Below are 17,490 nucleotides of genomic sequence, written 5' to 3'. Positions count from 1 at the left end.
TCAATTGGTGAGCAGCACGTAGCGCGCGGCCGCGATGATGGTCACCTTGTTGCGCTGAGCCTCGCTCAGCGCCTGGAGGAAGAACGTATCGGCAGCTATCGGTCGCGGCTGGCGCAATGAGTCCAGAACCTGCGGAACCGCCACGACCAACAGCAATTGCGGACCGCTCGCGCGCGTTGTCGGGAGCGTAAACGAAAGCGAGTCGATGCCCGGCTTCAGAAGATAAGACAGGCTCTGGACTTCGCCGCGATCCGACACCATGAGCAGCTCGACCACGCGGTTGGCAAAGTTCTCAATGGTCCCATTGAGGGCTTCACCACCCTTCAGCTCTGTCGCTGACAGGGTGATGCGTGGGATTCGCGCCTGATCGCTCCCGACCTGACTCAAGAACTTGACGGCTGGGCATTGCGCCTGGGTCACTTGCCTGACGCCGATCGAAGCCTCGAAACCCTGCTCACGCCGAAACGCTTTGTCGAAGGTGTCGAATGGGGCGGTCGAGGCACCGAACCCTTCGATGACAGCGGCATTTGGGCTCACGGCAATCGGCAAGACAAAGAAGCAGTCACCGCCAGAATATTGGGCCACGTATTTGCGGATGCGCTCAGCTCGCCCCGCCCCATCGAGTGCCGGAGACGGCGTCGCCGTCGGCTGCGCAGACAACTTCTCCGGCTCTTGGCGCCCGGGCTGTGGTCCAGCGGGCTCGACCTTCGGCGGCGCCATTGTTCCGGCGAGTTTTGGAGGTGGCGGCAAGACCGCGGTGCCGGGCGCTGACCAGACCAGCTTGTAGAAGGCATATCCACCACCGCCGACCAGCAGTAACAGAGCCGCCACGCCCGCCCCCAGCCAACGGCCGCGCGGACTCCGCGCGGTCGATGGCATCCTGTCCTGCGGCACCGGCGCCGCGCCTTCCGGCCGCCGCAGCGGATCGAAACCATATAACGGCGCGGCCGGCGTCTGCACCAAACCGGTCGGCTTCCAGCTGGCAACCTCTCCCATGGTCGGGCGCAATGCCGGATCAGGCTGCAGCATCCGCTCCAGCAAAGGCCGGATGCGCATATCCACCGCACCGAGATCGGGAACACGCCGGCGCTTCTCCACCAGTTGAAACTGGCTGCCACCCATGTCGAGCTTCTGTCCGGTCAGCGCGTGAAACAGCACAAGACCGAGGCTGTAGACATCGGATTTCGCGGTCACGTCATTGCCGTACAACCCTACCTGTTCCGGCGATGCGTAGTTGTCCTTGCCAGCGAAGCCCGAGCCAATGATGGTCTTGTCACCCATCTGGGTCGACCGGGCTATGCCGAAGTCGATGATCTTAGCCCGCCTGACGTCGTCGAGCGGAACAATGATGTTGTCCGGAGAAACGTCGCGATGGATGATGCCGTGCTCATGGGCAGCCTCCAGTCCAGATGCGACGCGCAGCATCAGCTTGATCAGCGCCTCGAAAGTCAACGGTCCATCGTCGAGCATGTTCGAGAGCGAGCGGCCATTCACGAACTCCATCGCGAGATACGGTCGCTGCAGCACCGGCTCCACCGTAAACAGGAAGTAGCGAACGATCGCGTCATGCGGAAGATTGTGGAGTGCAGCGGCCTCTCGACGGAACAGCGCGAGCGCCGCCTCGTTATCGACCATGTCGGGCAATAGCATTTTCACGGCAACAGGCGATCCAGTCTGGATCTCTCGGCATTTGTAGACCTCACCCATGCCGCCCGCGCCGATCACCGCTTCGATTTCGTAGATACCGTTGAGACGGGTGCCGGGGGGCACGCCCTGATAGGACGGTCGGAACGGATCGTTCGGGGTCATGGTTGCGGCTCGCGATCAAGCGGAGATCTTGTCGCCTCCTGAGATCGTGGCGTCAGCAGTCGCACGATCACAATCGTTACGTTGTCAAGCCCGCCACGATCAAGAGCCAGCGCGAGCATGTCATCGCAAGCTGCCTGGGCGCGTCGCGTAGCCGCGTGCTGCAGGATCTCGTCGTCCCGCACGTGTCTGGTCAGGCCATCGCTGCAGATCACGAAGACATCCTCCGGCTCGGCCGGGCCTGTTACCACCTCAAATTCCGGATCATCGGCGACACCGACGGCGCGAGTAATGGCATTGCTCAGCCAATCATTCACGTCTTCGCGCGACAGCGCACCTTCGGCGATCAGTTCCTCCAGTTCGCTGTGATCATGCGACACTTGGCTAATTGCGCCGCGACTGATCAAGTAAACCCGGCTATCACCCGCCCATATGCAGGCATAGTAGCTATCGCGAACGAGCAGAACCGCCGCTGTAGTCCCGACGGTGGCACCCCGTCGTTCATGACTAAGCGCCAGTATCTGCCGGTTTGCGCTGAATAGCCGCTCCTCGCATTCCGCCAGCAGGTCTGCGGCTGATTCTGGCGTGCCGATCGCGTCAAGCGACTGCACTACAATGCGACTGGCGAGATCGCCGGCCTCGTGACCACCCATACCGTCGGCGACGGCCCACAGGCCAACGTCGGTTCGTACCAAACATGAATCCTCGTTCCGCTCCCGCACCCTTCCGGCATGGGTAACGCTACCAACATCGAACAAGGATGGGGTATGCACCATCGTACGTCATCCATTCCCGGATGCCGCGAGGCCGGGATCACCGGTCAGCAGCGTAATGTAGTGAAACGGATCTGGTAATCCGCGGCAACTCAGCGCCATTGGCGGAAAGCCTTCCCCTCCGGCGGTCCACCAGAAGCTAGCCGCGGCGTAAACCTGTGGGTTGGCGGCGCAAAGTGCTGCAAACGCTCCCGCGAAGGCGTCGACCGCCGAAGCCCTCCCCATTGCCGCAGTACCAAGCGACGTGATCGGCGGACCGCTGGCGATGGTCTCCTGCAGTCGTGGCACCGCAAGCCGGTCCAGTCCATCGGAGATCTGCTCGAAGGTCGCGGCCCGATCCAGGGTCGAAAGCAGGAACGCCTCCACTTGCCCGAACCATTCGTCCTGCGGATCAATGCTCGGCGGCGGCAGCGAGACGGCCTCGCCGGTCACCGCATGCAGGGTCAAGGGATAGTATCGCCCCACCCCGTCGAGCGAGGGCATAATCGCCCCCGCCACCGTCGTTCCGCAGATTGCGGCACCGAGCCAAAACCGCCAGACCGGCGCGGTCAGAAAGGCCTGCTGCCATCTTGGGCCAAGCTGGTGGCGACTTGCTGACAGCGCAGCCTGTACCCACGGCTCCCAGGCTTCCAGGAAGCTGCGCGGAGTTGCGATCGCGATGAAGTCACGCTTCGCGCCGATCTTGCCGAATAACCCGCAACGCATGGTCATATCCCGGTCGGGCAACGAAACTCACGCAGCACTGACAGATTCAGCGGGTTGCGCATCGATCCAGTCGAAATTTGATAGCTGAGCTCGCGCCCGGCGACGATGAAAGTCGCGCTGGCCGTTTCCGCTTTCACCACTAACGAGCCCGCCTCCAGCATCCGAAACAACGACCAGGGACCAATGCGCTCAAGCACGGATGGCGGGCCGGTGTCGTTGCTGACTGAAATTGCAGTTCGCGGCGCGGGGCCCGGCCATAGGACGGTCGTTGGCGAGTTGCTCTGTGGCGGTGGCGGTGGCGTAGGTTGCGGACCGCCGAACAAGGATGAGGTCGCTGGACCAGGTGTGGTTGGGCTTGTAATTGTGGTGCCGCCGATCTCGGTCTTGACGGTCACGCCTGGCCCGGCTGCCCCAGGCGGCCGGATCGCGAACGATACCGCCGGCAAACCGCCGCCGGTCTGGAAGAAGGCGTCGCGGATATAGGCCGCATTTTGGAATTGCTTGAGCGTATCCGGCGAGAACGACCGACCAACGGGGCTCTCCTTTCGCCAAACCCAGTCCGATCGCGACGTGTCGGCATAAGGTGCCAGATACTGGGTGAAGAACTTGTCCATAACGCCGTTCGGACTGAACAATTTGGCAAAATCCGCCAGCGGGACTTCCTGGCTGCTGCTGCGGATAAACGGGTAGCGGTTGGTCACGGTCTGTTGGCAGACCGGCGTGACCTGATCGCGCAACGTCTGAAGGATTTGCCCGGCGGTTGAAGCCGCAATGCTGCCTTCGAACTCCGCGGCTGCTGCTCGCAGCATGTCGGAGAAAGGCGGCGGCATGCGCGAGGCATTGTTGCGGAGCGCTGCGACCTGGGTCTGAAGCGCAGCTGTGGCCTGTGCGGTCAGTTGGGGATTCTCGATGATCAGCGTCAGGTTCTGCGCGATGTCGTTCAGGTTCGCGACGGTCGAGTCGATCGGCCGGCGGGTGCTCTCGCCTTCGAGCGCCGCGTGGTAAGGTTTGAACTGCGCCTCGATCATCGCGCCAGGCGGTCCATCCTGGGCATTCGTGAAGAGTGCTGGCGCCGGTGCGGCGGCGGCTGCCGAAGCGCTCGCCGGCTTCGCCCGTTCCTTGGTCAGCACCGTCTCGTCGCGCACCGATTCCAGAATTTGCCGCATCGGCGAGGTCGGCGCCGAAAGCGCCCGCAGCACCTCATATTTCGGCTTGTCGGCGAGCAGCTTCTTCAGGCGCAGGCTCCCGAGCGCCGTTCGCCAGGTCGTCACGAAATCGTTGGAATAGATGCTGAGCAGATCGCCGGCCAGATTGTCGTACTGCTGGTCGATGGCCGACTGCTGGCCGGCGTCCCCTAGAACCCATCGCTCCCGCTTCATCCGCTCAGACAATCCGGACAGCCGGGCAACGAACTTCTGATGGAAGCCATTATACGTGAAGAACTCGGGTACCCGCACGGCGTCCAAAGGCTGCCCCGTCGTGGTTTCGAACACGACACCCATGTCGGGTCCGCCATGGCGGCTGGCGATCCAGTCGCCAGCGGTCGATGCGCGAGCCTCCGATTTCAGAAACTCGTAGGCACGTTGCGACACGCTCAGGCGCGCCAAGGAGCTCTGGGCCTGCTTGATCAACCGGCCGTCGAGTTCGACCAGCGGCTGCTGTTCGGTCTCGAGGTCGAACATTGCCACGAGGTTCTCGTCGAGCAGACGCCGCCCTTCCGCGTTGGTGGCGCCAGGATAGAGGTTGTCCGCCCAGTCACGTTGCATCCAGGAGCGGATCAACTCGCGGTCCGGCGACTGCAGGCCGCCGACCATCAGATAGACCTTGAGCGCCTCGTAGACGAAGGCAGGCTCGTTTATGCGCGCATTGAGCTGCTCCTCCAGGCGATACAGCAGCCGCGGCCGGAACATGCGCTCAAGCGCCGTATGATAGGCCGCCTTCGAGGGCGACAGCAGCCGGGCGTGCTGACTGAGCCCGTAGCGAGCCGACAGAGGCACCGACTCGCCGCGCGATCCGTAGCCTGCCGGGGCGTTTCGCAGCCGGTAGAGTAGCGGCAGCACCTTGTCTAGATCATGATCAGCAATCAGCGTCTGTTTGATAATTGGTGCGCCGGCGGCTGCATACTCGCTATCGGCCTGCAGGCTTTGCTCAATCAAATCGGAGTTCCGCTTGTAGCTCGTCAGCCAGGCTGCGATCAGTCCGAGCGAGACCAGGCCGATCAATGACAGGGCCGCGGTTTTCAGGATTAGCGCGCGGCGCACCGCGGCACGGTCGGTCGAGACCCAGTCGGCTTCGCCGATGATGACTTTGGAAATCAGATCGGCGAGGAAAAAGCTCTTGCCCGTGCCCGAATAGGATCCGGAACCGACCTCCTCAGCGCCGAACGTACGTGCCAGCGACCCGATCAATTGGTCGATCGGCGTGCCCTGCTGCGTACCCGAGGTAAAGTAGAAACCGCGCAAGTTCGCGTTCACGTGATAGCGCGTCGGCTCGAAGATCAGGTTGAGGAAATCGTGGATCTGCGGCTTGAGCCGCGCCATCTGTGCCGGAAAGCCGAACAATTGCACGCGGTGCTGGGGCGTCGGCTCGTCCTGCAGACGGTCGAGCGTCTCCTCGCTCAGGCGCTCCAGCAGACGGTCGAACTCGACCGGGATCTGCCCCACCAGATTCTGGGTCTTGTCGGCGGTCTGGAACGTGGCCCCCCAGACCTGGCGGCGGCCGGCATCCCCGAGATAGGCGAAATACTCGGTGAAGCCGGCAACGAGATCGGCTTTGGTAAATAGCGCGTAGACCGGGAAGCTGACCTTGAGCCTCTGATGCAGCTCGAGCAGGCGCATCCTGATGGCATCGGCGTGAAGTGCGAGCTCCTGCTTCGGCAGCGTTAGAATGTCTTCGATACTGATGGCGACAAGGACGCCGTTGATCGGCTGGCGTGATCGACTTTTCTTCAGGATGTCCAGGAACGCCAGCCAGCTGTCCTTGTCGGCCTTGCTATTGGAGTCCTGGGTGGTGTAGCGGCCGGCGGTATCGATCAGCACCGCCTCCTCGGTAAACCACCAATCGCAGTAGCGGGTACCGCCGACCCCCGCGATCGCCGCGGGCGTCGCCCCGCGCGCGAGCGGAAATTTGAGCCCGGAATTGACCAGCGCCGTGGTCTTGCCGGCGCCGGGCGGACCGATGATGACGTACCACGGCAGATCGTAGAGAAAGCCCGATTTGTTGCCGCTGGCGGTCTTCAGCGTCGCGAGCGCATCCTTCATGCGCTCCTTGAGCACCGGTTCATCGCTGACGGGCTGGTCCGCACCAGCGATGCCATCGGCAATCTCCTTGGCACCCTTGCGCCGCTTGAACAGATTGAGGCCAACGATGCCTGCGACGATCGTGGTGAGCAGCAGAATAGCGATCTGCCGGACGATATGGTTCTCCAGCGGCCGCCAATCGCCGAACGCAATGAAGGGACCGGCGAAATAGATCACCGCTCCGAGCGAGCTGAGCCCGACCCCGTAGAGAACGATGCGAAGAATGTCCTTGGCAAGCATCTAACCGTACCTGTCGCAAACCACCTGACCCGGTGGAATCTGCCTATTCGCTGCGTTCGATAAAGATCTCGACGCGCCGGTTCTTGGCGCGTCCCTCGGGTGTCGTGTTGCTGGCGATTGGCGCATCTGCTCCTTTGCCCTCGACGTCGACGCGCGAACCATCGGTCAAGCCAGGCTTCAGTGCCGCGGCAACCGCCTTGGCGCGCTCGACCGACAACTCGAAATTTGTCGGGAAGCGGACTGTGCGGATCGGCGAACTGTCGGTATGGCCGACGACCCGGATCCGTCCCGGCTCCTTGTCGAGGGTTGCTGCGACGCGGAGTGCGATCGGCTTGAAACCGTCGAGGATGGTCGCCTGGCCCGATGCAAACAAGGCCAGATCGCAGACCCTGATCACGATGAAACTGGGGGTCTGGTCCGCGGTCATGGCACAGGCTGTGTTCTCCTTCGCGAGCGCGTTGCGGATGCGTTGCAACTGGGTGATGCGATCCGGTGGCGGCGGAGGCGGAGGTGGCGGCGGTGGTGCAACGACCTGGCGCTTGAGCTCGATCGGGCCGGCCGGATGGAGCGCGAGCGCCACCTCGGCAGCATTCTCTGCCCGGCCAGCGAGGAGCGTCCGCAGGACGAAATAGGACCCGGTCAGCAGCGCGGCGACGACGGCCGCCACGAGCCAGACCGGAACACGCAAACGCTGCCGGCGCCCCGCCAGCGCCTGCCCGCGCCAGTTGGGCGACAGGTCGGTCATCGTCTTCGGCCGGACCCGGCGCAGCAATTCATAGAGGTTACGCTGGATCAGCTGCAGGTTCGCAAGTCCGCCCCCTGACGTCCGGTGAATGCCCTGAAAACCAAGCGCCAAGCAGGCGTGCTGAAGTTCGAGGACCGGATAATTGACCAGTGGATCAATCTTCAAATGGTCGAGGATCTCAAAGAAACGGACGCCGCCGACACGCTCGCCGAAGAAGCGGCTCAGCATCGAGTATTGCGTCCAGACGTGACGCTCCTCGGTCGGGATGTGCTGCACGATATCGTCGGCAGTGGCACACAGGATATATTTCGCTGTGTTGGCCTGGTGCTCGGAAATGCCCGCTGAACGGATGTCCTTCTCAAAGAATTTGATAGCGTCTGCGACCTGCTCCATCAGGCTCGCGAATGACGCGCGCATGAGCGCCACCCGCAACCGACCGAGCAGTTGCAGCAATGGGCCCGCAGCGCGCATCACTGGATTGGCATTTGGCGCGACGAGATCGTCGACGCGCAACGGCGGCCCTGCCGGCAGCATGGGTTGCGGCACCTGGCCTTGCGCGGGTGTCGAGATCCATTCCTCGGTTGGATGGCTGGCCGGCGCGGAGGCGTAGTTCGAGCCCTGTGGAACGGGCGAAAAGGATGATGGTGGCGTTGGCGCGCCGGGAGAAGGTACGGGTGACGGCGAATAGGCCGGACGTGCTGCAGGCCCCTCGCCCGGCGGAGGCTGAGAGGTCGGCGCCGGCGGCAACTTCCCGCCGGGGTTGGGACGGATGATCGTCCGTTCGCCCCGACCGAAAGGATTGACCGGCTTGTCCCTGTCGCTCATGGCCTGTCTTCCAGGATAGCCCAAAGGTACAGCTCAAGCTCCGGCCAGTCGCCGGAGAAGTGCATTCCGATAGAGGCCGCCGTGCTGAACTCGGGCCACAGCGGCGACTTGCGGTCGAGATAGAAATAGACGTGATCCGTGATGGCCCGGATATGCGGCGGTGGCGTCGGCAAATGCACCAAGGTCAGGCCCGGCAAGTTTGCGTGCACGATCTCGTTCATCTTGGTGTTCGGCCCGACCTTGAACAGGTGCGGGAAATCGTTCTGGATCTCCACGAGTGGCCGCCGTGCGGCAACCTCCAGCACCAGGGTCGCATTTCGGAATAGCGCTCGATCGCGGATCGGCGATACGAACGCATTCTGCGCGCGCTCGATGATCTCCAGACGGATCGCCCGCCGGCCCAGCCGCGCGCTCAAGAAGTCCTGGATGTCACTCACCAATGGTGTGAAGACGTTCTCGAGATCGTCATGATCGTACGCCGGATAGTTGCGCGCCCGCCGTTCCGCCGTGGAAAAAGTCGCAAGCTCACCCGCGAACCTCAGCAATTCCTCGTACAGGCGCTCGGGGTGCACGCTGCCGGAGCGTTGGAAATGAGTCAGCACGGGAATGGTACGGTTCAGCACTTGCAGGACCAGATAGTCGACGCTCTGCAACCCACCGCCGGATGACGGATCGACCGCGTAACGCGCCAGCTCGTCGAGTTTGGTCTCAACCCAGCCGATGATGCGGTTGAGCCAACCATCGATGATCGGATGCGCGGCGCAGACCAGCATCGGCGGCACGAACTTGTCGTCGAACAGGATGTTCTTGTCGCGCACTTCCAGAATGCGCGCGATGCCGAGGCCCATGTATCCGGGCTTGCTGGTCTTGCGCAGTTCGAACGACAAGCGCGGATAAGCGATGTCGATCTCTTCCTCGATGCGTAGCGCCGAGGTCGAGTCAATGAAGGTTTCCGAAGTACGAACATAACGACTGGCGCTGTCGGTGCGGTCCTCGTCGACCTCGCGGGTGTTTGGTGCCGCGACAGGCATCATCAGCCAGACGATCTGACCTGCGGCCGTCTCCGGCACATCGATCGCTTCGGGAATTGGGCTGTCCGCAGGGATATCGAACGGCGTACCGTCCGGCATAACGCCGGACGCATTGCGCACCGCGAACTTGCTTTGTTCGGTAAGATCCTTATCGATCTCCAGCTGGGCAAAGCCCCAGGGGTATGGTGTCGTGTAGCGAACGCGCTTTTCCAGCAAGTGTTCGATGTAGCGGTCGTTCTGCTGCAGATGATGCGGCCGCAGAAACAGACCTTCCGACCAGAAAACCTTGCTGTACCAAGACATTCCTACATCCACTTAGAAAATGTCGGCGACCGCATGGTCGCCGACAGCTTACTTTGAACCGGGCTTGTCGCCGCGGTCGTAATAGTCCGAGAAGTGCAACATAAAGATTTCGATCGGCGCGCTGTTATCGCGGCCAAGATGCGCCTTCCAGCGCGTCAAGAACTCGTCCCAGAGTTTGCCCTTGTTCGTGCCGAGCCAGGAGCTTGCGCCACGCTGAAGCTCGAGCTCGCGCGCCATCAGCGTCGGATCTATGTCCGCAATCAGCTCATGGACAGCGTGCTGCATCGCCATATAGGTCTTCAACTGATGTGATTTGAGATCACTGAAGCCCTGTGCAAAGGCGCGCTGTGCGTCGAGGTAGCTACGCGTCGGCGGCCCAAAGAGAATGCGCATCGCCTCTTCCGCGGTCGGCGAGAATTTCAGCGGATTATTTTCGAGGGCTTGGACGGTGGTCTGGCTGGTGCTGCGGGTCAGCTGTTTGGCTTGGGTTCGCGCTTGCAGCAGCGCCATGAGATTATCCACGGTCATACGCAAGATGATGCCAAGCTGTTCGGCGAGTTCGGCGTCGGACTTGTTGGCAAAGAAATTGTCCGGCAATCCTGCAGCGCGCGCCACCAGTCGCGCGAACTCGGTACCGCCGACTGGCTTGGCCGTGACAGGCCCCTCGCCTGCTGCTTGCGTTTGGCGCGGCGTCGCAACCTCTTGGTGTGATAGCGATGCCGGCGGCTGTGCACCGGCTGGTTCATCATCGATCCACACCGAAGACCGGCGTGGGGTCGGCTTGACGGGGGGGCGCTCGACTTGCGGTTTCGGCGCGGTGACCGGACCCGCTGCCCAGTTCATGTCGTCGTCCTGCACGGACGGTTGGTACGGAGACGTCGGCGATGACGGTCGAAATGGGTCTACACCCGGCGCCGGGACGCTCGCCGCCCAATCCAGGAACCCCGGATTAACGGGCCGCGCAGCCTCGCGTGGCTTCTTCAACAGGTGCGGATCGATCGGCGGCGGAACGTCACGATCGGCCGTCCAAAGCTCTCCGTAATCGGCATGCTGCTGGACCGAGGGTTCGTGCAGTTGCGCCTCATGGTTTGGGCTGCGCCCGCCAGCCTCATCCTCCAGCGAAACTCCGATGATGTAGTGACCGATCGTCAGTCGGTCGCCGTCGCGCAAGCGGTGGGGCCCCCGCATGCGCTGGTCGGCACCATTGAGAAAGGTGCCGTTGGTCGAGACGTCGTGCAGCCAATAGCCGCCGTCGCGAAAGTGCACTTCGCAGTGCTTTCCGGAAATCGTCCGCGCCGGATCCGGCAGCGTCCAGTCGAGGTGACGATCCCGGCCAATATCGACCGAGCGCCTGCCGGTGACCGTAAACGACACAGGTCCGCCGTCCGGAAGGTTCGGTTCGTTCTCGATATTAAAGCGAAGCACCATCACATCGTCTCGTTAGCGCGGAGGGCGCGGTTCGCCGCGTGCCAATTGAATACCATCCTCCAGGCATGACGTCATTATCTGGTCCCGGGAGTCACGGGGGAGCCGGCAGAGGCCAATCAGCAGCGCTGCACGCACCGCCCGTGCGGCCTGATCTGGCTTGGCTTCCACGGGCGCAAATTCCGGGGGAACCACGCTTCCGCCGGACCAGCCGGCCGCCAGCGCCAGCCATGTCGCTGGCTGCTCAGGATCGTTGGCATTGCCGACGGCCAGCGCCTTGTTCCGGGACTGCTCATCCGGTTGCCGGACCCAGGTCTCCACAACATTCAGCGACCTGCTGTCGTAGGCGTCGAAATGGTCGAACATCCGTCGCAGAGAGCGGCATCCCCAGGCGATCGCCACGCGCCTGGGAAGCAGATAGGCGCAGTAAGATACGGCCTGGTACCAGTTGCGGGCATCGGCGGCCTCCTGAAGGAAATCCAGCGAAGGCTTGTCGGCATCGGCTTTGCCGACATCATAACGCGCCAAGGGATAGGCTTGAAACAGATCCCGTACCGTGCCGAACCGAACCTGCCCCATGACCGTCAGCCGACAAGAGTTGGAGTGCCGTGCGCGACCAGCGGACCGCCGGCGGCAAGCGCCATGCCGGCCTGCGCTGTCATGGCGATCGTCGGCGCGTTGATGACGATGCCCGCCGGGCTCAGGATAATCTGGCTGGGACCAACCTGTAGGGTGATATTGGCATTGGCCGTGAGCGTAATGCTGATGCCCGCTTTGACAGACTGGTCCATGGCCAGCGTGATGTGCTGACCGCCCAATTCGATATCGAGCTTATCATTGCCTTTCTTGAGCGTGGTTTTGCGGGTGTCGCCGCCGAATGCAGCTTCGCCGATGGTCCGTGTCTCGGTGTCGCGGACCGTCACGTCGTGGTCCTTCTCAGCATGCACCGTGATCTTCTCGGATCCCTTCTTGTCCTCGAAGTTCCACTCGTTGAAGCCGCCACCACCTTTGGTGGAGTCGGACTTCAATCCCGCAACCGTCTTCTTCGACGGCAAATCATAGGGCAGCTTGTATTCGTCGTTGTACACGGTGCCGATCACCAGGGGCCGGTCCGGATCCCCCTCCAGGAATTCGACAACCACTTCCTGTCCGACGCGCGGGATGATCTGGCCGCCCCAGCGCTTGCCAGACCAAACCTGAGCCACGCGCAACCGGCACGACCGCTTCTTCTTCCGATCCCAGAAAAAGCGGACATAGATTTCGCCCAGCGATTCAACGTCGATTTCCTCGTTCGAATTATCGTCTTTGGTCACCACCTTGGCCGTTTGGATGCCGTTAATCCTTGGCTTCGGCGTCATCATCAGCGCTCGAAACGGCCGATCACTTGGCAGAAACTCATAGCTACCGAAATAGACATGTTGCCCGGCGTCGCCGGGACCGCCAGTGCGGTAAGATTCGAGCGAGAACGAGTGCGTGGCTCGCACCACGAGATATTCCACGTTCTGCGAGTCCTTGGAGTGCTTTTCGAGCTTCGTCAGCCCACCGGGGAACAGGTTGACCGCGTCACCATTGCCGCGACGCCGCCGGTCCATCGCCTGCTCCGCCTGGAGCTGGATCTTCGCGTAGCGCTCGCCGTCGGACTTTTCCTTGAACTTCCCGGGATAGTCGTAATACTCCATCTCCGACCGAGTGTAATGCTCGGAGCCCTTGGCATCGCTGATCAACTGAGCGTTTGGCTTCTGGTAGTTGTAGTCGTTGAGTTCGATCTTGCCGGTGCGAAACCGGCGCTCCGACACCCATTCATAGATGTGTTGCTCGCCTCGACGATCGGCACCCGTCAGCGGGATGTAGGGAATCGTAGCAAGACCTTTGATCGGGCTGTGCGACGATTTGGAGTCCGCCAACACCAGCGTGTGTTTGCCGCCCTCATGCTTGAAGAAGTAGGAGATGCCGTGCTGCTCCATCAGCCGGCACACGAAATTCATGTCGGTCTCGCGGTACTGAACGCAATATTCGAGCTTCGGACAGGAACCCTCTTCGGTCAGATTGGATTCATAGTCGGTGAAGCCACGTTCGTTGAATACCTCCTTGATGATGTCGGGCGCCTTCTTGTCCTGAAAGATCCGGCAATCAGTTGTCCGCGACAACAGCCATAGCCAGGGCCTCAGAACGATCCGGTAGCTGAAATAGTCGTTCTTCACCCCGAGCCATTGGGCCTCCGTCAGAATGCCACTGAACTCGCGCTCCTTTTCATGCAGCTTTATGGTCAGCGTACACTGCTGACCGATGGCACGATCGAAGTCGAGGTCGGCATCCTCACTGAGACACTCGATGCGATACTCGAACAGTTCGCTGAGACCTTCCGAGCCTTCGAACCCGGCAAAAACCAGAACGTCCTTGCCAAGAGGCGTCTTGAGTTCGCAGAGGCGGGTATCCTGAGTAAGCTGGCCCATGTGGGCTTAAACTCCCTCCTTCGATCGAATGACCCGCTGCGAAGAGCTGATCAGACGCTATGCAAGAACCACGGAAATCCTGCCCGCCCCCGGCAGTGCCGGCAGGTCCGCCCCAAGGCTGGTCCGGACGTTCCACAACAGCGGTCCAAGGAACCGCCCCGGTCATCAAGTAGTCGGCTCCAAGAGCTTGCCGGTTCACGCGAAAATGGCATGATCTTCGGGAATGAACCAACACCAGCAGGCATCTGACCCATGGATATAGACTCGGATCATGGATCCCCCCGCGATCCGGCAGTCGCCACGGGCTCGGCAGCGGGGCCGTGACCGAGCAGATGGACGATCGTCGTATGCTTGATGTCGCCTCCCTGACGCACCCCGTTGCCGCTGACGATCCCTGCGGGCCGGATCTCGACGCCATCGGAGACGTCCAGTATCTGAACTTCTTCGCAGGTGCGGAATCGCTGCTGCCGATGTCGTTCTTCGAGGTCGTCAATGCCAACGGAGAGCGTGGACGCTTCGATCCAAAGGCAGTCGATTTTGCCGGCCAATTCGCCGCCGCGCAGCCCCTCCTGGAGCGTACCCGCGATCTGCGCCTAAACCTGCTGCTGGCCAAGTTTTCAATCCTCAACCGCGATCTCGACGGCTTTCTCTGCTGCCTGAAGGCGACCAACTTGCTGCTGCGCGAGCAGTGGGAAGCGGTGCATCCGAAGGGCGAGGACGGCGACTACGCACTTCGCGCCGTCACGGTCGAGGCAATCGACGTGTTCCCGACCGTGATCAACCCGCTCCAGTTCCTTCCCCTGATCGAAAACCGCAGACACGGCAACCTCAACTACCGTGCTTATCAGGTCGCCATGGGCGAAATTCCCGCCGGCGACGCCGACGCCGACGGACCTGATCTGGCGGCCATCGAGCGCATCGTCAGCGAGACGGATCTCGACACTCTCAAGGCAACCAGCGCGCGGTGCTCCGCGGTCGCGGCTGAAATCGCGGGTATCAAACAAACCTGGCACGAGAAGTTGAACGCGGGGCAACCGATCAGCCTCGACAGGCTCTCCGGCCTGGTTAACGGCATGGCTGCCTGGCTTGCGGGTCTTGTCGCGTTGCGCGATCCGGCCGCGATCGCTGCAACCGCGGAAGATATCGGTCCTGTCGATACACAGGCGCCGTCAGACACGAGCGGGGTGGTGACTTCATCCGCACAGGCATCTGCAGCGCTTGCAGCGGCAGCCGACTATTTTGCCCGAATGGAACCATCCAACCCGGCACTGTTGCTGGTGCGTCAAGCGCAGGAGATGGTGGGCAAGTCATTCATTGAAGTTATGCGGATGCTGGTGCCTGCGCACGTGGAGAGCGCTGCGATCAACATCGGGCGCGACAAGGTCTTCGACCTGCCGATCGAACGGATGGCGGAACTCGCTACCTCGCTCTCATCGACGGCAGAGAGCAGCGCTCAAGATATTGTATTTTCAATAGAAAACAGGGCGCAGGCCTTAGGCCTGCTGGCGAAGGTGGCGTCGTTTTTCCGAACCGCGGAGCCGTCCAGCCCCATCCCCTTTTTGGTCGATCGCGCGCGCGACCTCGCGCAACGAGATTTTCTCAGCCTTTTGAATGATGTTCTTCCTGAGGGAGCCCTTAAAACAATCGACAGATCGCATTGAACCCAGCTTTCGCTCGTGGGCACTAATTGGACACAAGGATGTTTGCCGACCGCAGCAACTTGAAGCGCCCTAGCCAATCTGCGTCGCGCAAATTCGATGTCTTTTTCGATGTCTAATGCGATTTCGTAGTGAGGGAACCATGGCTACAGACAGCGGTCAAAAATTCATCCGGCGAAACCGCGCACCACGCGTGCACATCACATACGAAGATCCTTACGACGCCGAGCGGCTGATCGAACTGCCGTTCGTCATGGGCGTCCTCTCCGACCTCTCCGGCAATAACCCTGGCGTCGAGAAGACGAAGGTCGAGGAGCGCAAGTTCCTCGAGTTCGACATGGACAATTTCGACAACCGCATGGCGGCAATCCAGCCCGGCGTGACGGCGCGTGTCGCCAATCGCCTCAGCGATGGATCCGACGAAAAGATCTCGGTCAACCTGCGCTTCAACAAGATGGCAGACTTCACGCCGGTGGCCGTCGCCCGCCAGGTGCCGGCTACTGCCAAGCTGCTCGAGGCGCGCGAACAACTCGCCAACCTGCTGCGCTACATGGATGGCAAGGTGGCCGCCGAGGACCAGCTCAAAAAACTTCTCGCCGATCCTCAACTGATGGCGGCGCTTCGGGAACGCGCGACAGGCCAGTCGACCGAACCTGGCACCGAGAGCTAAGGAAGGAATGGGGACCATGGCAAAAGAAGCTGTTCACAAAGAGAGCACCACCCAGGTCAAGACCGTCGAAGCTGACGAGTTTGCCACTCTGCTGAAGCAAAGCTTCAAACCGCGCACTGAACGCGCAGCGACCGAAGTCGAAAACGCGGTATCCACGCTCGTTCAAGAGGCGTTGAAGGACACGAGCGTCATCAAGTCGGACGTCCTCGACACCATCGAGGAGATGATCGCGCGGATCGACCAGAAGCTGACCGCGCAAATGAACGAAATTCTTCACACACCTGAGTTCCAGTCAATCGAAAGTGCTTGGCGCGGCCTCCACTACCTCGTCTTCAATTCCGAGACCGACGCCAACCTCAAGATCCGGGTGATGAACGTCTCCAAGAACGAGTTGTATCGGAATCTGCGGCTTTACCCCGATGCCCGCTGGGACCAGAGTCCCCTGTTCAAGCAGATCTACGAGTATGAATTCGGCCAGCTGGGCGGCGAGCCGTTTGGCTGCCTGATCGGCGACTACTATTTCAGTCACCTCCCAACCGACGTACAGTTGCTCCGCGATCTCAGCAAGATTGCCGGCGCCGCGCACGCTCCCTTCTTCAGCGGCGCCGAGCCGACGCTGATGGGAATGGACTCTTGGACCGAGCTGTCCAACCCTCGCGACATCGGTAAGGTGTTCGACACGCCGGAGTATGCCGCATGGAAGGGGCTACGCGATCAGGACGACTCGCGCTATCTCGGCCTGTGCATGCCCCGCGCGCTCGGCCGCCTCCCCTACGGCGCGAAATCGGAGCCCGTGGAAGAGTTCGCCTTCGAAGAGGAGACGGACGGACACACCGGCGATAAATACGGCTGGATCAACGCCGCCTACGCAATGGCGGTCAACATCAACCGCGCCTTCAAGGAATTTGGCTGGTGCACGCGGATCCGCGGCGTGCAGTCCGGTGGCGAAGTCATCAACCTGCCGACGCACACATTCCCGACCGATGACGGCGGCGTCGACCTGAAATGCCCGACCGAGATCGCCATCAGTGATCGCCGCGAGCACGAACTTGCAAAGGCGGGCCTCATCCCGCTGATCCATCGCAAGAACACCGACAAGGCCGCCTTCATCGGCGCCCAGTCACTCTACAAGCCGAAGAAGTACTTCGGCGAAAAGGGCGTGGATGCCACCGCGTCCGACAACTTGTCGTCACGACTACCTTACATGTTCGCAGTGTCCCGCTTTGCCCACTATCTGAAGTGCATGGTTCGCGACAAGATCGGATCCATGAAGGAGAAGGATGAGCTGACGATCTGGCTGCAAACCTGGATCAACGAATACGTTGATGCCAACCCAGCCCTCTCGTCAGAAGCTCAGAAAGCGCGCAAGCCACTGGCCGCTGCGAAGGTTGAAGTCATCGCAAACGAGGAGAATCCGGGATATTACAACGCGCGCTTCTTTCTTCGTCCACACTTTCAGTTGGAGGCGATGGACGTCGGCCTCAGCCTGGTTTCACGCCTACCCGGCCCCGCTTCCTGATGCCGCAACATCGCAACCGTAACCACGCAGAAATTTGA

12 protein-coding genes are annotated in these 17,490 nt (G+C 61.5%); 3 read left to right on the top strand and 9 right to left on the bottom strand.

Going from position 1 to position 17,490, the window contains the following annotated elements; all coding sequences use genetic code 11:
• The 9 genes from ACE10W_RS14840 to ACE10W_RS14800 form a co-directional block, all read right to left on the bottom strand.
• Window positions 1-1,809: a serine/threonine-protein kinase gene (locus ACE10W_RS14840; protein WP_011086385.1), complete on the bottom strand. Its 1,809-nt coding sequence runs from the start codon at window positions 1,807-1,809 to the stop codon at window positions 1-3.
• Window positions 1,806-2,582, bottom strand: coding sequence for a PP2C family serine/threonine-protein phosphatase (locus tag ACE10W_RS14835; RefSeq protein WP_304552367.1), 777 nt, complete (start codon window positions 2,580-2,582; stop codon window positions 1,806-1,808). Before ACE10W_RS14835 ends, ACE10W_RS14840 begins: the two co-directional genes overlap by 4 nt.
• A gap of 6 nt (window positions 2,583-2,588) precedes the next feature.
• On the bottom strand, window positions 2,589-3,290 hold the full coding sequence (gene tagF, locus ACE10W_RS14830; protein ID WP_304552366.1) for a type VI secretion system-associated protein TagF: 702 nt from the start codon (window positions 3,288-3,290) through the stop codon (window positions 2,589-2,591).
• Window positions 3,287-6,823, bottom strand: coding sequence for a type VI secretion system membrane subunit TssM (tssM, locus tag ACE10W_RS14825; protein ID WP_304552365.1), 3,537 nt, complete (start codon window positions 6,821-6,823; stop codon window positions 3,287-3,289). Before tssM ends, tagF begins: the two co-directional genes overlap by 4 nt.
• A 43-nt stretch (window positions 6,824-6,866) precedes the next feature.
• On the bottom strand, window positions 6,867-8,081 hold the full coding sequence (gene tssL / locus ACE10W_RS14820; RefSeq protein WP_304552364.1) for a type VI secretion system protein TssL, long form: 1,215 nt from the start codon (window positions 8,079-8,081) through the stop codon (window positions 6,867-6,869).
• Between the two features lie 308 nt (window positions 8,082-8,389).
• A complete protein-coding gene (tssK, locus tag ACE10W_RS14815) occupies window positions 8,390-9,727 on the bottom strand; it encodes a type VI secretion system baseplate subunit TssK (RefSeq protein WP_027548748.1) in 1,338 nt (445 codons plus the stop codon).
• A 48-nt stretch (window positions 9,728-9,775) separates the two neighbouring features.
• Window positions 9,776-11,155: a type VI secretion system-associated FHA domain protein TagH gene (gene tagH, locus ACE10W_RS14810; RefSeq protein ID WP_304552363.1), complete on the bottom strand. Its 1,380-nt coding sequence runs from the start codon at window positions 11,153-11,155 to the stop codon at window positions 9,776-9,778.
• A gap of 12 nt (window positions 11,156-11,167) precedes the next feature.
• On the bottom strand, window positions 11,168-11,731 hold the full coding sequence (locus ACE10W_RS14805; RefSeq protein WP_011086378.1) for a DUF6931 family protein: 564 nt from the start codon (window positions 11,729-11,731) through the stop codon (window positions 11,168-11,170).
• Between the two features lie 5 nt (window positions 11,732-11,736).
• The gene (locus ACE10W_RS14800) at window positions 11,737-13,605 is read right to left on the bottom strand and encodes a type VI secretion system Vgr family protein (RefSeq protein WP_304552362.1); all 1,869 of its coding nucleotides are present in this window, start codon (window positions 13,603-13,605) and stop codon (window positions 11,737-11,739) included.
• A 347-nt stretch (window positions 13,606-13,952) separates the two neighbouring features.
• On the opposite strand from ACE10W_RS14800, the gene ACE10W_RS14795 reads away from it, so the two are divergent.
• The 3 genes from ACE10W_RS14795 (at window position 13,953) to tssC (ending at window position 17,452) form a co-directional block, all read left to right on the top strand.
• Window positions 13,953-15,266: an ImpA family type VI secretion system protein gene (locus tag ACE10W_RS14795; RefSeq protein WP_304553758.1), complete on the top strand. Its 1,314-nt coding sequence runs from the start codon at window positions 13,953-13,955 to the stop codon at window positions 15,264-15,266.
• A 139-nt stretch (window positions 15,267-15,405) separates the two neighbouring features.
• Complete coding sequence (gene tssB, locus ACE10W_RS14790) at window positions 15,406-15,933, top strand: type VI secretion system contractile sheath small subunit (protein ID WP_304552361.1); 528 nt, start codon at window positions 15,406-15,408, stop codon at window positions 15,931-15,933.
• 16 nt (window positions 15,934-15,949) lie between these two features.
• Window positions 15,950-17,452, top strand: coding sequence for a type VI secretion system contractile sheath large subunit (gene tssC / locus ACE10W_RS14785; protein WP_038967726.1), 1,503 nt, complete (start codon window positions 15,950-15,952; stop codon window positions 17,450-17,452).
• Window positions 17,453-17,490 lie beyond the last annotated feature (38 nt).

The sequence above is a fragment of the Bradyrhizobium sp. B025 genome, from assembly GCF_042257955.1.
Lineage (GTDB): Bacteria > Pseudomonadota > Alphaproteobacteria > Rhizobiales > Xanthobacteraceae > Bradyrhizobium > Bradyrhizobium diazoefficiens.
This window is presented reverse-complemented; position numbering and strand designations above follow the sequence as displayed.

Coding starts and splice junctions, on each gene's coding strand:
- tagF (WP_304552366.1), bottom strand. CDS start 3,290: ATGACCATGCGTTGCGGGTTATTCGGCAAGATCGGCGCGAAGCGTGAC.
- tagH (WP_304552363.1), bottom strand. CDS start 11,155: ATGGTGCTTCGCTTTAATATCGAGAACGAACCGAACCTTCCGGACGGC.
- ACE10W_RS14835 (WP_304552367.1), bottom strand. CDS start 2,582: ATGGTGCATACCCCATCCTTGTTCGATGTTGGTAGCGTTACCCATGCC.
- tssK (WP_027548748.1), bottom strand. CDS start 9,727: ATGTCTTGGTACAGCAAGGTTTTCTGGTCGGAAGGTCTGTTTCTGCGG.
- tssC (WP_038967726.1), top strand. CDS start 15,950: ATGGCAAAAGAAGCTGTTCACAAAGAGAGCACCACCCAGGTCAAGACC.
- ACE10W_RS14795 (WP_304553758.1), top strand. CDS start 13,953: ATGCTTGATGTCGCCTCCCTGACGCACCCCGTTGCCGCTGACGATCCC.
- tssM (WP_304552365.1), bottom strand. CDS start 6,823: ATGCTTGCCAAGGACATTCTTCGCATCGTTCTCTACGGGGTCGGGCTC.
- ACE10W_RS14800 (WP_304552362.1), bottom strand. CDS start 13,605: ATGGGCCAGCTTACTCAGGATACCCGCCTCTGCGAACTCAAGACGCCT.
- ACE10W_RS14840 (WP_011086385.1), bottom strand. CDS start 1,809: ATGACCCCGAACGATCCGTTCCGACCGTCCTATCAGGGCGTGCCCCCC.
- ACE10W_RS14805 (WP_011086378.1), bottom strand. CDS start 11,731: ATGGGGCAGGTTCGGTTCGGCACGGTACGGGATCTGTTTCAAGCCTAT.
- tssB (WP_304552361.1), top strand. CDS start 15,406: ATGGCTACAGACAGCGGTCAAAAATTCATCCGGCGAAACCGCGCACCA.